The organism is Enterococcus sp. HY326, assembly GCF_026157065.1.
GTDB lineage: Bacteria > Bacillota > Bacilli > Lactobacillales > Enterococcaceae > HY326.
In genome coordinates this window covers 68,237-83,339 of sequence record NZ_JANLGQ010000002.1, presented here as the reverse complement: position 1 = coordinate 83,339, position 15,103 = coordinate 68,237, and the positions used below count along the sequence as shown (strand labels likewise).

At 39.3% G+C, this 15,103-nt stretch carries 16 protein-coding genes; 3 read left to right on the top strand and 13 right to left on the bottom strand.

Going from position 1 to position 15,103, the window contains the following annotated elements:
* Positions 1-155: 155 nt before the first annotated feature.
* From ORH16_RS05010 to ORH16_RS04990, 5 genes are all read right to left on the bottom strand, one after another.
* Positions 156-1,796, bottom strand: a complete 1,641-nt coding sequence (locus ORH16_RS05010) for an amino acid ABC transporter ATP-binding/permease protein (protein ID WP_265456816.1) — start codon at positions 1,794-1,796, stop codon at positions 156-158.
* The gene (locus ORH16_RS05005) at positions 1,793-3,511 is read right to left on the bottom strand and encodes an ABC transporter ATP-binding protein/permease (protein ID WP_265456814.1); all 1,719 of its coding nucleotides are present in this window, start codon (positions 3,509-3,511) and stop codon (positions 1,793-1,795) included. Before ORH16_RS05005 ends, ORH16_RS05010 begins: the two co-directional genes overlap by 4 nt.
* Positions 3,504-3,908, bottom strand: coding sequence for a YbaN family protein (locus ORH16_RS05000; RefSeq protein ID WP_265456812.1), 405 nt, complete (start codon positions 3,906-3,908; stop codon positions 3,504-3,506). The genes ORH16_RS05005 and ORH16_RS05000 overlap by 8 nt, the downstream gene beginning before the upstream one ends.
* A gap of 111 nt (positions 3,909-4,019) precedes the next feature.
* Positions 4,020-4,691, bottom strand: a complete 672-nt coding sequence (locus ORH16_RS04995) for an ABC transporter ATP-binding protein (RefSeq protein WP_265457761.1) — start codon at positions 4,689-4,691, stop codon at positions 4,020-4,022.
* Entirely contained in the window at positions 4,691-5,791 is a 1,101-nt protein-coding gene (locus ORH16_RS04990) for an ABC transporter permease (RefSeq protein ID WP_265456810.1), read from the bottom strand. The genes ORH16_RS04995 and ORH16_RS04990 overlap by 1 nt, the downstream gene beginning before the upstream one ends.
* Before the next feature lie 250 nt (positions 5,792-6,041).
* Between ORH16_RS04990 and ORH16_RS04985 the strand changes: the two genes are divergently transcribed.
* Both ORH16_RS04985 and ORH16_RS04980 read left to right on the top strand, forming a co-directional pair.
* The gene (locus ORH16_RS04985) at positions 6,042-6,515 is read left to right on the top strand and encodes a GNAT family N-acetyltransferase (protein ID WP_265456808.1); all 474 of its coding nucleotides are present in this window, start codon (positions 6,042-6,044) and stop codon (positions 6,513-6,515) included.
* Between the two features lie 129 nt (positions 6,516-6,644).
* Positions 6,645-6,794: a hypothetical protein gene (locus ORH16_RS04980; RefSeq protein ID WP_265456806.1), complete on the top strand. Its 150-nt coding sequence runs from the start codon at positions 6,645-6,647 to the stop codon at positions 6,792-6,794.
* A gap of 410 nt (positions 6,795-7,204) precedes the next feature.
* Here ORH16_RS04980 and ORH16_RS04975 read toward each other — a convergent pair whose 3' ends face one another.
* From ORH16_RS04975 to ORH16_RS04945, 7 genes are all read right to left on the bottom strand, one after another.
* Positions 7,205-8,056 (bottom strand): GRP family sugar transporter, encoded by an 852-nt coding sequence (locus ORH16_RS04975; RefSeq protein ID WP_265456804.1) that lies wholly within the window; start codon positions 8,054-8,056, stop codon positions 7,205-7,207.
* A gap of 22 nt (positions 8,057-8,078) precedes the next feature.
* Positions 8,079-8,864, bottom strand: coding sequence for a glucose-1-dehydrogenase (locus ORH16_RS04970; protein WP_265456803.1), 786 nt, complete (start codon positions 8,862-8,864; stop codon positions 8,079-8,081).
* A 153-nt stretch (positions 8,865-9,017) separates the two neighbouring features.
* Positions 9,018-10,181 (bottom strand): MalY/PatB family protein, encoded by a 1,164-nt coding sequence (locus ORH16_RS04965; protein ID WP_265456801.1) that lies wholly within the window; start codon positions 10,179-10,181, stop codon positions 9,018-9,020.
* Positions 10,178-11,035 (bottom strand): DUF3737 family protein, encoded by an 858-nt coding sequence (locus ORH16_RS04960; protein ID WP_265456799.1) that lies wholly within the window; start codon positions 11,033-11,035, stop codon positions 10,178-10,180. The genes ORH16_RS04965 and ORH16_RS04960 overlap by 4 nt, the downstream gene beginning before the upstream one ends.
* A 191-nt stretch (positions 11,036-11,226) precedes the next feature.
* A complete protein-coding gene (locus ORH16_RS04955) occupies positions 11,227-11,628 on the bottom strand; it encodes a cyclophilin-like family protein (protein ID WP_265456798.1) in 402 nt (133 codons plus the stop codon).
* A gap of 162 nt (positions 11,629-11,790) precedes the next feature.
* Positions 11,791-12,507 (bottom strand): DUF2087 domain-containing protein, encoded by a 717-nt coding sequence (locus tag ORH16_RS04950; RefSeq protein ID WP_265456796.1) that lies wholly within the window; start codon positions 12,505-12,507, stop codon positions 11,791-11,793.
* A gap of 98 nt (positions 12,508-12,605) precedes the next feature.
* Positions 12,606-13,526: an ROK family protein gene (locus ORH16_RS04945; protein ID WP_265456794.1), complete on the bottom strand. Its 921-nt coding sequence runs from the start codon at positions 13,524-13,526 to the stop codon at positions 12,606-12,608.
* A 424-nt stretch (positions 13,527-13,950) separates the two neighbouring features.
* Here ORH16_RS04945 and ORH16_RS04940 point away from each other — a divergent pair, with 424 nt between their 5' ends.
* The gene (locus tag ORH16_RS04940) at positions 13,951-14,298 is read left to right on the top strand and encodes a DUF2200 domain-containing protein (protein ID WP_265456792.1); all 348 of its coding nucleotides are present in this window, start codon (positions 13,951-13,953) and stop codon (positions 14,296-14,298) included.
* Between the two features lie 62 nt (positions 14,299-14,360).
* Here the strand turns inward: ORH16_RS04940 and ORH16_RS04935 are convergent, their stop codons facing one another.
* Positions 14,361-15,098 (bottom strand): EAL domain-containing protein, encoded by a 738-nt coding sequence (locus ORH16_RS04935; RefSeq protein ID WP_265456791.1) that lies wholly within the window; start codon positions 15,096-15,098, stop codon positions 14,361-14,363.
* Positions 15,099-15,103: the final 5 nt, after the last annotated feature.

Here is a 15,103-nt window from a genome sequence, read left to right as displayed (position 1 = left end):
AAGGAATCACAGCAAACCGCTTGATTCCTTGTCATTTTTTTGTTACTTGATTTTATGCTCTAAGTGCAACAAAAAAATTCCTCGATTAAACTCACCACCACTCAATTAACTGTAAAATTAATTGAGTGGCTCGTCTGTTCAATCGAGGATTTTATTTATGGTTTTAGAGTTTTTCCACTCACATGCAATTGTTTTTGTGTGATAGCCAAAGTCGTTGGACGATGGGAAATCAATAAAACAGTTTTTCCGTGAATTTTCTTGGTCAAGGTGCTGAGGATACTCCGCTCATTTAGATAATCTAAATTGCTAGTCGGCTCATCTAATAAAAGTAGCGGAGCATCATAGGCTAACATTCTGGCAATGCCGATTCTTTGCCGCTCGCCGTCAGATAAGCTGCGGGCCTGGCTACCTACCACCGTCTGCAGGCCATCTGGTAGAGCGTTTATCCATTCTGCAATTTCGGCTTCCTCAGCAGCTTTTAAGACAGCTGCTTGTGAAATAGCGGCATTATCTAAACGAATATTTTCCAACAAAGTCGTCTCAAAAATAAACGTCTGCTGCTCCATCAAGCCTTCTAATTGATGGAGGGCTTCTTCCGAAAGTTCACTGAGATTATTTTGATTGATATCAATTTGACCACTTTCAGGATTCCAATAGCGCATCAATAATTTCACCAAGGTGCTTTTACCACTACCGCTTTCACCTCCGATACCCAGCCATTCCCCAGGTTTCAAAGTAAAATTTATATTTTCTAAAATCGTTTTGCCCTGCTCGTAGCTAAAAGCAACGTCTTGCAAGCTCACCTCATCTAAAGCAAAAGTTTTATCTGTTGTTCCAAAAGTCACAGCTGGAACTTCTTGCATTAAAGCATAAATGCGGCGGCCACTGGCAAAGGTCATCAATAGATCATTTCCCAAGCCATTTAAAGCTAACACTGAACCAAAGCCGCTTAAACTCAAAATTGGTGCCACGATGATGGTTTCCATTGGCAGCTGCCAAAAAACAGCTAAGACTAGAATAATTAGCGATGTGGCGATCAAGGTCACTTCTCCAGCTATCCGCAAAACACTCCCCTGTTGCAAACGCAAGCGATATTGCTGATTCAAATTGGCTCCTTTTTGCTGCAGCTCTAATAATTTTTCTGTCTGGAGATTGTATTGGTCAATGTCCTGTAGACTGGCAATATCCTCCATCACAGCTTGATTTAAAGCGACAAAATTCTTTTGATAATGATCGCCAATCTGCTGATGCTTTCGATAACTGAAAAATGGCAGCAAAACGCCAACAATTAATTGCCCCGCTAATAAAATCAGAGCCAAACCCAAATGATAGCGAGCTAAAAAACCAACTGTCAAAATGGTCGTGCCGCAAGCAATTAAAACTGGGGAAACGGTATGAGCAAAAAAGACCTCTAGCGCTTCAACATCGGTGGTAATGGCTGTGATTAAATCGCCACTTTTTTTACCACCCAAGCGAGCCGGTCCTAAAAGGCGCAATTGAGCAAAAATTTTCTCCCGAATAATTGCCAGCAAGCGAAAGGCAATATTATGATTTAAATACTGCTCGCAATAGCGGGCAACACCACGAATGACACCACAGCAAATTAAGACAATCATAATCGCTGTCAAATTGATCGTTACACCACTAAAAATTTGAAAGGCGGTCACCGCCGCTAATACCGGAATGATAATCACTACAATATTACTAATGATGCCTAAGCTGACTGCGCCAGCCATCAGCCATCGGAGTGGTTTGACAAAAGCTAAAAGCCAGCGTATTAAATTTAGATTCGTCATTCTATCACGACTCCTTCCAGCTGACGTTTTTCCTCAGCAAAATAGTCTCGATAAAAAGCTGATTTTTCGGCTAATTCTTCAGCCGAACCTTGAGCAGCTAGTTCGCCATCTTCAAAGACCAAAATTTGATCAGCATGGGCAATATTGTATAACCGATGGGAAATAAAAATCACGATACGATCTTTGGCTAATTCTGTCAGCACCTGCAAAATAATTTTCTCACTGGCTAAGTCAATCCCCGAAGTAATTTCATCAAAAATAAACAACTCGGCTTCACTTAGTAAAGCCCTAGCCAGCAATAACCGTTGACGCTGGCCGCCGGATAAATTGCCGCCATTTTCAGTTAGAACTTCTGCCAATTGCTGCGGCAATTGTTCTACAAAATTTCGCAATTGAACTTTTTCTAAGACCCTCCATAACTCAGCCTCCGTGGCAGTCGGCTTAGCCAGTAATAAATTTTCTTTTAAGCTGATGGGATAGAGATAGCCGTGATTATTAACCAGTTTGCCCCGCTGATTAATTTCAGCGCGGGATAAATTACTTAAAGACTGCTGATTCCATAAAATTTCCCCTTGATAATCCACCAGCTGATGGGTCAGCAACTGGACAAAGGTGCTCTTGCCGGAACCTGATTTACCGACAATGCCGGTGAACTGTCCTTTTTTAAAGGTCACCTGCAGGTTTTTCAAAATGCTCCCTTGATTTTGATAACCAAAGCTAAGATTTTTCGCGGTAATACTGGTTAACTCTTCTGTTAATTGTTGACTACCGTAAGTTATTTCCGGTCGTTCCAAATAATCGAATAAATTTTTGCAGGCACTGATGCCATTCATCGCTACATGAAAGAGTGAACCTAGCTGTCGCATTGGTAAGAAGAATTCAGCGCTCAATAAAATAAACATCAGTACACCTACCAATGTGAGTTGTTCACCTTGATAAGCGATTAGCGCTAGCCCGATGCCCAAAGCAGCACCGCTATAAGAAACAATATCCATAATCGTGATTGAATTTAATTGCATCGACAAAAGACTCATGGTCACTCTGCGGAATTTTTCAGCATCCGCTGCCATCTCTTGTTGTTTAGCTCGGTCCCGATTAAACGCCTTTAAGACACTTAGACCCTGAAGATTTTCGTGAAATTTAACTCCTAGATTTGTATAATTTTGCCAATAGCCCGCTAAAATTCTTTTAGCCAGCTTCATCACCGCCATGATGACAATCGGAATAATCGACAAGCAAATTAATAAAATTAAAGCCGGCTGCCAAGCAAATTGCGCCAGCACAATAAAAATAACTAACGAAGCGGCTAAACAATAAAAAAGCTGCGGCAAAAAGCGCGCGTAGTAAATTTCTAACTGCTCGATACCATCGACTGAGTATTGACTCAAGCGGGTAGCTGAAATTTGGGCTTGGCTATTGCCTAGACGAAATGCTTTGGCCATCACCTGTTCTCTTAATTGTAGACGCAAATTGGTAGATGCCGCATAAGTTGCGTGATCCGTCAGCTGGCTCAAGCAAATTTTACCAAATAAAACCACCAGTCCGCCGCCTAAAAGCACAGCTGGATTGATGGTACCCTTTTGGATATAAGAATCAATCGTTTCTGCGATTAAAAACCACAGCAAAACAGATAATAAAAGATTGATTAGTTTATAACATACTAATAGAAGCAGCGGCTTTTTCGCCGTCAACTGAAAAAGTCGTTTATCAATCATAAGGTTTTTGCACCTCAGCAACTTTCCTATTTTTAGTTTTACGTCCTTTGATATACCAAGACAAGGCAATCACATGGACAACATAAACAATCGCCATTGTGACCCGCATCACGAGATTATCGACTAATATAGCGGGAATCAAAAAGACCAGTCCAATCACAAAAAACATGCGAATCAAACTTTTTGTTGAAATATTTTTTTTGACAAGCGTCTCTACCACATAATTTTGATATGCATCTGAAGAGACTAGCTTGCCATGTAATTTCTCAGAACTTCTCACCCAGAAAAAGGCGGTCAGCAGATAGAAAACAGCCGTTGGTAGAAATGGTAAAAAAATACCTAACGTGCCTAAACCAAACATCAAGCCACCTAAAAGAATAAACAGGATTTTTTTCAACAACCACACCTCACTCGCTTTATTCGTTAAGTATATCACAACTAAGCAGAGTTGAGAATGGTTATCAGTTATAAAAAAATCAGTCCAAAATAAATTTTGGACTGAACTTTTTTACATTTGCGGAATTAATTGACCGTCTTCCATTTTTAAAACGCGATCAGACCATTCCACCATTCTTTGGTCATGGGTCACCATCACTGTTGCTTTTTCCTTGGCATGGGCTTCTTTAACTAAAAGCTTAACCACATCATAAGCGTGTTCTGTATCGAGGCTGGCAGTCGGTTCATCTGCTAAAATTAAATCTGGGTCATTGAAAAGCGCCCGACCGATAGCCACCCGTTGTCTTTCACCACCGGATAAATCTTTCGGATATTTATCTTTTAAGTCATAGATATCGAGAGACTCTAATAAATCTTTGGCAAAGTCAGCCTTTGCTTTGTGTTCAATTTTTTCAACAAATTGAAATTGTTCTGAAACCGTTAAAAAAGGAATTAAGTTGGCTGATTGTAAAATAAAACCAATTTCTTTAAAACGCAGTGCAGCTCTTTTTTTCTCCTTTAAATGCGTAAAGTCGTTGCCAGAAATTTTAATGGTGCCAGAGGTTGGATTTTGCAAGCCACCAGCGATGGTTAAAAAGGTGCTTTTTCCTGAACCTGAAGGACCGATAATACTGACAAACTCACCTTTTTCAACTTTAAAATCAATTCCTTTGAGGGCTTCGACCGCTGTGTGGCCGCTACCGAAAGATTTTTTGATATTTTCCATTTCTAAAATTGCCATGATTATTCTCCTCCAATCGCTGTAATCGGGTCAACCTTGGTGACGGTTCTAATTGAGAAGACGCCGCCTAAGACTGCTACGACAATTAAAATTCCGCCAAAACCGACCCATTTGATTAAATCAACTGCAAACGGCATTGCTGCTGGTAAGATGAAACTCGTGCCATAAGACAACGCAAAGGCGATAATGACGCCAAACAAGCCAACAAAGAAGGCTTGCGCGATAATTGAGCGCACAATATATTTTGTTGCCACACCCTGAGCTTTCATCACACCGAAGAGACTAGTTTTTTGCAAAGTCATCACATACATGAAGATACCGACAATTGCTGCAACTACTACAAATAAGAAAGCAATCATGGAATTCAAGGTTAAACTTTCAGCACTGTAGCCGGGAATATTTTCAATGAAGGTAGCTTCATCAATCGCTTCGATTTTAGTATCGCCATCAGCATTTGTCACCGTAACATTGTCTTCATTTTGGACCACAATCAAATTGACGGGAATATTTTCAGCGCCGCCGAAATCCTGATCTCCGTATTTAATTTTCGCTTCAGTTGCTAGTGAAGTATAAATAATTGGTGCAACATTATAAGAAGAGCTTGGAATAATACCAACAATGGTTAAACTTTCATCATTGCTAATACTAACGGTATCTCCCACTTGATAGCCTTCTTGATCAGCTAAGTTTTGGGAAATCACAATTTCATCATCAGCCGTATATGTCGTGCCGCTCGTTACCTCAGGGACAACAAAACTAGTTTGATCTGCACCAAAAACGGTGATATTGGTTTTATCATCAGAGTCGGCATTTTCACTGATTGATCCAGAAAAAATACTGACTGCTGCCTTATTTTCATCATCTGTGCTGACTCGGTCAATATCGCCGGCAGTCAGTTGGGAAGCCGTGGCAACTTTATTGGCATCCTCTGATAAAACAATTTCTGATGCTTGCCAATCTGTTACGACTTTTGTATGACCGCTAGCAAGTCCATCGGCTAAGCCAGAGAGCATAAAAACGACATAGCCGACTAAGACCATGATGCCGATAATTAAACTGTAGCGAAGTTTTGCATATTTCATTTCTTTTATTGCTAAGAACATCTCAATCACCTCTTAATTTATTTCGTAGGTTAGCATACCATCGCTCAACTAGATTTGATATTTTTTGAAACTGGAATGAACACTTTTCTGAAAAGTGTTTTCTTGCTGATAAAATGACATCTTTTTTATTTATTTTTTGAAAACTGTTTGGTTTTAAAGAGAAATGAAAGGCTTTTTTTACGCATCAAAAAAAATTTTGGCTAAAGCTTCTTTTTAGGTTATGATGAAAAAAACTTCTAAGGAGCAGGCAATGGAGCTACGAGAAATTCAACCGGCAGATAATTTACATATTAGAGATTTGATTCAACATTCATTAAAGCAGCGGCACATGGACTTACCGGGAACCGCTTATTTTGATCCTTATTTGGCTCAGCTTTATGAATTTTATCAACAAGAAGCCTTTGGCACATACTGGGTGATTCCTTACCAAAAAGAAATTATCGCTGGTGTCGGCATCGGCAGTTTTCCTTACCCAAACACTTGTGAGCTACAAAAGCTTTATGTTCGAGATGACTTTCAAGGTCAGGGCTTAGCTAAATTATTGATGAACACTGCATTGACTTTTGCCCGTCAGCATTATAGTGAGTGCTATTTAGAGACTCATTCAAATCTGGCTGAGGCTTGTCAATTGTATGAAGCGTTTGGCTTTAAAAGACTATCTGCACCACTGATTGAAACAGAGCACACTGCGATGAATCGATGGTACTTGAAGAATCTTGGGTAAAAATTAAGAGATGTTAAATTTGTCTACTTGCTTATTACCCCTTGGTGTGAATTTATGCTATAATAACAATTGGAATTTCGTTATCAATACATCGTTGCCTTTCCTAAGACAATTGAAAGGAGAATGACTATGACATTCGATAACAAAAATTTTCAATACCGAGTAACTTTGGATACTAAATTAAATTTGTTTGTTGTCTTCAACAAAGTAAATCCTAATCAAGTAGCCACGGGTACGACGATTGAAAAAGCTGTACAAGAATTGAAAAAATCTATCTAAGGAGTGTCTACTCACGTGAAGAACTATTCTTCGTACCATTTATAAAAGCATCTGCCAATCCTCATGGTGGATGCTTTTTTTGTGGGATTTTTTATGGGAACAAATTCTGCTCTATTTCTCAGACTTAAGACGGATATTTATTAAGTTCCCTTAAGATTTCAGCGGCTTGACCTTAAGATATGCTATAGTTTTATTACACTAAAATATTTTTATGCGACAATTTAATTTATTTTGAAGAAATTTATTCTCACTGGCGTAGCTTGAGAGCTGCAAGGATGACATAGAGGTAGGGATGTCATTGTTTAAATGAGAAATAGTTAACTGATAGTAATAGTTTTACCTGTAAGCTTTAAATTATGAATATTCTTTAGTTAGATAGCCACCTCAAGTTGAGGTGGCTATCGTTCATTTTAGAGAAAAACAGTGATAATGCTACCGCCGACAATCAAAGCTAAGCCGGCTAACGTCAGACGCAATTCTTTAGGCGTTTTCTTTTCCTTTAGAAAAACAATACTTCCCAAAGTTGCGACAATAACATTTAACTGCGTGATAATATAGGCAGTTGCGACGCCATTTTCTTCTGCTGAAAAAATGTAAGCTAAAGCACCGATACTAAAAATCACCCCGACAATACTGGTTTGCCAACTTTTTTTCTCGGTAAAAGCTTTTGGTTCTTTAATAAGCGTATAGACAACAGCGCCGGCAAAAATTCCTAACATTTGCGGAAAGAAAATCGCTAAGCCAGAGGCATCAATTGCTTTGGGAATGACGCTATAAATCCAGTAACCAAAGCTGGTCAAAGCTAAAATACTAATTCCCTGTTTTAACTGATTGTTACCGCCTTTGCTTTCGCTAAAAGAGGTCATGCTGGCACCGATAATTAATAAAATAATTGCGACTGCTCCAAAAATTTTATTGGTAACCCCTGGCCATTCACCAAAGGCCAGCACGCTAATTAATGAGGTTCCCACCAATTGCAAGCCCGTGGTAATCGGCATCGTTTTGCTGACGCCCATAATTTCTAACGAGCGGTATTGCCCCGATTGTCCTAAAATCCAAAAAGCACCTGAGGCCATGCTGACCAAAAAAATCGGCCAAGAAATCGCCGCCGGTGAAAAAAATATTTTGATTAACAGACCAACGACAAGCGCGCCAATTCCTGTTCCTAAAACTTCATTACTAGTTTTCCCGCCTAATTTTCCTAAGATTAACGGCTGTAAGCCCCAACCTAAAGCGGGAATTAATGCAATTAAAATTCCCATGAGTTCTCATCCTTTTTTTATTTTAGCCTCGTCCGCCTTGAAATGAGGGATATAAGGTCATCCCGCCATCCACAAACAAGGTAATGCCCGTTACATAGCTAGACTCGTCTGATGCCAGCCAAGCGACAGCTGCCGCTACTTCTTCTGGTTTTCCAATCCGTGCCATCGGAATCATGCTGGTGGTCGTTGCCAACTTTTCGGGATCCGCAAACTTTTCAGCATTAATTGGTGTGTTAACAGCTCCGGGTCCAATGCTGTTGACACGAATTTTTTTAGCTGCATATTCCATTGCAATAGTTTCGGTGAACAATTTCACGCCACCTTTAGATGCTGCATAATGGGCGAAGGTCGGCCAGGGAATTTGTTCGTGCACTGAAGACGTATTGATGATATTACCTCTTTTATCTTCCCTCAAAAAATAATTAAGGGCTGTCTTAGCGCCGAGAAAAACGCCAGTCAGATTTGTACTCACAACTTTTTCCCATTCGTCTAACGGCAACTCATGGGTATTGTACTGATTTTCCAGGCCAGCATTATTGACCCAGATATCTAAATCCCCAAAGGCTTTTAGGGTTTCAGCTAATAACTTTTGATTGCCTTCTTCTGTGGCAACATCTGCTTGAATGGCAATACCTTGTCCGCCTGCTTTTTCAATAATTGCGACGGCTTCATTAGCGCCCGCTTCATCAGAATGATAATTAACGGCTACTTTCATTTTTTCTTTACCGAATCGTTCAGCGATGGCGGTGCCGATTCCCTTTGAGCCACCGGTGATAATCACAACTTTATTGACTAATTCTGAATACATCTAACCACTTCTTTCCTTTTTTAAAAATTATGGCTTCTTTTTAAAACAAGCCATTTAAACTGTCTTAAATTATTCTATGTCCTTCAAAAAAATGCAAAAAAACAGCTTAAACAAAGATGTTTAAGCTGTTAATGCTTGCGTTTATTTTTTATTTTATAACAAAAATTCTCTAGTCCCTTTTTCAAAGCGCCCCAAGCCGTCTTGTAGACGGCTGACAGGACAAGCATAATTCCAGCGAACAAATTGCTGACCATTGCCGCCAAAAATATCCCCTTCTGATAAGATTAAGCCGGTTGTCTCCCTTAAAAACTGACAAAAATCAGCGGTATCCTTTGTCAATGCAGAGCAATCCAACCAAGCCAGATAGGTCGCTTGGCTTTCAATCAGACGAATTTCAGGAAAACGCTTTTTAAAAAAATCCGTCAAAATCTTTCGGTTCTGACTTAAATATGAATTTAGTGCCTCTAGCCAAGGTCGCCCGTTAGTAAAAGCTGCGATTGCCGCCTGAATGGCAAAGGTATTCGGTTCCGCCACTTCATCTGTGTTAATCCCCCGATTTACTTTTTCAAAAAGGGCTGGATTTTCCACATAAATTGCCGAAGTTTGCAGTCCAGCTAAGTTAAAGGCCTTCGTTGGTGCCAAACAAACTATCAGTTGTTGAGAAATCGCCGATGAAATATCAATAAAGGACCGATATTGATAGCCTTCATGGGTCAAATCACAATGAATCTCATCACTTAACAATAGCACCTGATGTTTCACACAGAGGGCGCCGATTTTTTCCAAGTCGGCCTGCGACCAAACTTTGCCAATGGGATTATGGGGATTACAAAAAATAAAGAGCGTCGTTTCCTTTAAGGCTAGTTTTTTTTCTAAATCTTCAAAGTCAATCTGATAATTTCCTTCGTGATAACTCATTGGTGAAGCTAAGACCTGCCGTTGATTATTTAAAATCGAATTGAAAAAAATATTATAAACGGGCGTCAAAATAACGACATTATCATTGACCTCAGTCACCTTGCGGACAATCGATGAGATTGCCGGCACGACACCCGTACAAAACATCAGACCTGATTTTTGCATACTCACCTGATGATAGTCTTGCCACCAATTGATAAAGCTTGCGAAAAATTCTTCGGGGACTGTATTATAGCCAAATGCATTTTCCTCTAAGCGTGATTTTAAGGCTTCGGTAATAGCTGGAGCAGTCGCAAAATCCATATCCGCCACCCACATCGGCAGCTCATTTTCTTTAATATCCCACTTGTAGGAATTATTTTGCCGACGATCTATGAGCTGATCAAAATCATAGCTCATAGGGCCACCTGATTTTCATTGCCTAATGATAATTTCGTTTGACTGAAGTCGATGGCACTATCGTCGAAAATAATTTCTTCAATGGCAGCGGCCTGAATTTTACCGGCAAGCGGATTTTTGATGCTTTCAATCACTGAATCAGTCGAAACTTGAACTGTTGAATATTCAAAGGCTAAATCGGTGTTGACAATTTTGCAGTCAATCATTTCCAGATTTTTCATGTAACACATCCCTTGGTTGCTTTCCACCAAACAATTAATCAATTTAATATTTTTGGAATTCCAGCCGAGGTATTCGCCGATAATGACCGAATCTCTAACCACAACATTTTCGCAATTCCAAAATGCATCTTTACTGAGGATGCGGGCGTTGCTGATTTCGATATTTTTAGCCCCGTCAAAAGCGTAATTACCAGAAATAGTAAACTGATCCGCTTTAATATCCTGGCTGTTCATAGCAAAATAATCGCCAGTTGCCTGAACATTGTTTAAGGTAATCTGCTGACAATTCCAAAAAGTTTCTTCCGCATTTGGCAACTGGACATCCTCCAAATGGATATTGGAGGCTCTGCGGAAAGTTTTAGGCGCTTGAATTAGACTGTGTTTGATTTCAAGATGATGACTGTACCAGATACCAGAGCGAGCCGTCTCAGTTAAGGTGATATTTTCCGCTTCTAAAAAGTTGCTATACCACAGAGGATACTTCCAACGAAAAATATCATTGACCAATTCCAAATTGCTGCTTTCTTTTAATGGTGATTCGCCATCTAGAAAAACTGAATCTTCAATTCTCAAATTTTGTGCTTTAAATAAAGCCCGTTCGCCACTTAAGACGGCTTGTTTAATTGTTTTCATAGTTAAATCCCTCTTTTATAAATTTCTATAGCTTAAGCCTACTCCTTAAAGCTGACTTTAAGTCAAGGGGATTTTAAAAAAAAATCAATTAATTTTATGGCTATTTTAAAATGCACCTACATCTCGAAGAAGTTTCAGTTAAAGCAATTGGCTAAAATAAAAAAAGTGACAGCATTATTTCTCACTATTGTTTACAACTGCTTAATGAATTTTACATCCCAATAGACGATGGCTTCCTCATAAGTTGCCAAAGTCTGAAGTTTTAAAAGACTGCCTTTAATACGCCCAATTTTGATGCGGGGGACGCCTAACGTCAGCTCCTCATCCGCCAGCGCAATGCCAATACATTGGCTATTTGGAAAATAACTAACATCCCCTACAGAAGAATATTCTTTGACATTTCCAGTTAAATCCATGCAGACTGGATCGGAGAAATAATAGTTTTCCAGCTTATTTTTTTCAAAATAGATTGGTGTCTGCAAACTGCAGCCCTTGACCTTCAAAAGAATCTCTGACTCGATTGCGATTTCAGATAGCGTATCCCCCATCTGAATCATCAGCTTGGATTCTTTAACTTGCCATTTATAAATCATCTTGCTTCCCTCATTTAATTGAACCTTTGCGTATTATTTCCCTCAGTGTAAGGCCTGAAGTGGACTTTAAGTCAAGCAGAAGTTTCTTTTGCTCGCAATTTTTTTAAGATTAACTGGCGAACTGCAAGAATCCATCAATTTTTTGAATTTGGCAATTTCAATTTAAATCCGCCAATATTTCTGACCGTCTTTTGTTCGACCTAAAAAGCCGTACTGAATCAGATAACGGCGGACACTGACAAAGTCTGCAAACATCTGCTGGATAATTTGATTGACTTGGGTCTCGGTATACGTTTTTTCTTCGTTAAACTCGCCAATTAGTTTTTGCAAAAGAATAATCTTACTTTTTTCTTTGCTGGGAATAGTTTCCGCCCAACCCTTTTCATCCAAAAAGTTTTGCAAGACCTTCTGCCGCTCTTTTTCAGAAATATTAAACCGATCATCATAATTGGCACTACTGATTTCTTCTGCTTGCATTTTTTTGTTGCTCCTTTCTAATTGCCCCATAACCGCCAAAAAATATTGGGCCTGACGTTTTTTCTCCTTTAGTTTGAACCGATGATTGCGAATAGTTGAGGTGCTGACCGCTAATTGCTGGGCAATTTCCTCATCCGTTAAGTCGACAGCAAACAAACTTAAAATATTCTTTTGGGTTGCCGAAACTCCAGTAGTCTCTTGGGGCAGATTTAAAACTGCCTTAAGGACACCTCCATGAACTTTTGAAATGTGCTGTTGCATCTGATAGCGGCTCGTGAAAAAACGGCCATCCTCGGCAAAAATTTCTTCTTTTAGATAGCTGGCTCCACAAAACAAACACACCAACTCGCCGCCTTTTTCAAAATAGCCAGCTTCAATAATTTCCGAAGTCAATTGTTGCATACAAAAACCTCCTTTGTTGGTAATTATACAATCAAATTTAAATTTTATCTACAAATAAATAAACAAAGGTAAAATAAAAAGACTGCCGAAGCAATCTTTTATTTTCCTTGGACAACTTTATGAACTTGATAAACTGCGCCAATCAAGCCGGCATTATTTTTTAGTTTGGCCGGTAAAACCTCAGCAAAAGTCTTATCCATCAGAAATTTAATACTTTGATGATTGGTTTCTAAGTCAGTTAAAGAACGTCTCAGATTTTCCATAAATTGCTGGTTCTCGCTAATACCGCCGCCAATCAAAACTACTTCAGGATCAAAACAAGAAATTAAGTTGAGCAGGCCAACGCCTAGATTATGATAAAAATCAGCCATGACCTTGACTGCATTGGCATCCTTTGCTTCCGCCAGCTCCATAATTTTTTCTGAGCTGAAAATCGGTTCAGCGTCGGGCTGTAATTTATTATATTGATTACAAATGCCACCGATAACAGAAGCTGTTTGATTCAAGGAAGCCGCTTCAACATCATTAGCAACAGTCACATCTTTAGTGACCATAAAACCAAATTCACCCGCCATACCATGAGCTCCTCGATAAATTTGGTCATTGATAATAATACCGCCTCCCATGCCAGTGCCTATCACGACGCAAAGGTAATTTATTTTACCTTGAGCATTGCCTACCCATTGCTCAGCAATCGCCGCGGCATTGGCATCATTCTCAACAAAAATTGGCAAGTGAACTCTTTTTTCAATCAATTTTTTTAAATTCACGCCGTACAATTCACGAATCGCTCCGCCGGTAGTCATAAAGCCATCACTTTGAATAATTCCCGGAGCGCTAATTCCAACGCCTTCAACTTGCTCTTCTTTTTGAAAGTTTGTAATGATGGTGGTCAAATCAGTCAAAAGTCCCTCAAGAGAGTGATCAGTCTTAATTTTTCCACTTTTGCTCACCTGTCCCGCAACATTGACTAAACCATATTTAATACTTGTGCCGCCAATATCAATTCCTACATACATTTGCCCATCTCCATTTCAATTTTATCGGTATCTGGTATCTTTACCACTTAATATTTTCAAAGAAAAAAAATATCCTGCTCTCTATCCAGCTTTTGTTTAATAAAATGTACTGATAGCTACTGTCCCTGTTACAAAACTAGTCAAGTCGTTTTACACTGAATCAAGCGAACAAAAAAAACTAATAATAGCCAAAGTTTTTTTCTGATAGTCTTTCAAAAGGAGCGGTTCTTTTCTCTAAAAATTTTTAATTGCTCATTTCATTATAATATAAAGTAAAGGGTTTACAGCATTTTTCTTTCAGGAACATAAAAATTTTGTCGCTATTTTTTCCCGAGATACCTCGCACTTTCCCAGACAAGTTGCAAAATAATTCCCATCGAATCGCCAATCGCTTATACTAGAAAAAAAAGACTTGGAGGTTATTATGGCTACTCCCAAAATTTATCAGATGAGCTTTGCTAGCGTCTATCCTTTATATGTTAAAAAAGTTGAGAGAAAAGAACGGACGGTTGCCGAGTTGCAGGAAATTCTCCAGTGGCTGACTGGTTACACTCCCGCGCAATTACAAGAGCAGATTCAACGGGAAACAACCTTTACTGAATTTTTCGCTGAGGCACCGGAGCTAAACCCTGATCGGCACTTAATCAAAGGGCTGATTTGCGGTGTGCGGGTGGAGGACATTCAAGAACCGCTAATGCAGGAAATCCGCTATTTGGACAAAATGGTTGATGAATTAGCCAAAGGTAAAAAAATGGAAAAAATTCTCCGCTAGACCAAGCAAAACTCCCTAATCAATCTCAGGAAATTGAGCTTGATTAGGGAGTTCTTTTATTTTTATACCTGTTCTAAGTCTAGATAATCCAGCGGCTGACCAAATAAAAATCCCTGTTGATAGACAATTCCATTTTCCAGTAAAAAATCAAAGGTCTGACGATTGTCAATGCCTTCGACAATCAGACGCAACTGATGCTTGACGGCAATTTTTTGCCATGTTTGAGTAATCCAAAAAATTTCGGCAAAGCTCAATTCTTTAAAGGAAAGTAAGGATAACTTGATTGTATCAATGTCTCCTAAGCATTGTGAGACGAGCTCAAAATCATTTAAGCCGCTGCTGACATCATCAAAGGCAATTTGAAAGCCCAAGCCTTTAATTTTTTTGACCGTCTGCACGAGTTTTTTTATTTCCAGCTCCATGTCCGCCACATTTTGATAATAATGCTCCGTCACTTCAACTGTCACATTAGCCACTGAAAACTTGCTAGCCAGTTGCTCTAACATCTCTAAAGTCTCTGGAAAACGCAGCTGTTGTGGGTCTAGATTAAACCCGAAGGCAAAAGTTTTTTCTTCTAAAACCTGGCTGATTTTGGAAAAATACCAGTCCATCAGCTGACGGTTATGCTCTTGCGTGGCAATCAGCTCTTGAAAAACTTGGAAGGGAAATCCGGGATGGCTTTTACTGCGGAGCAAGAGTTCATATTTTAATACTTGCGGCTGACCTTCTTTATTCACTTGGAAAATTGGCTGAAATACAAAATAAAAATCAGCGAGTTCCTCTTCTATATGCAATGCCATTTGCT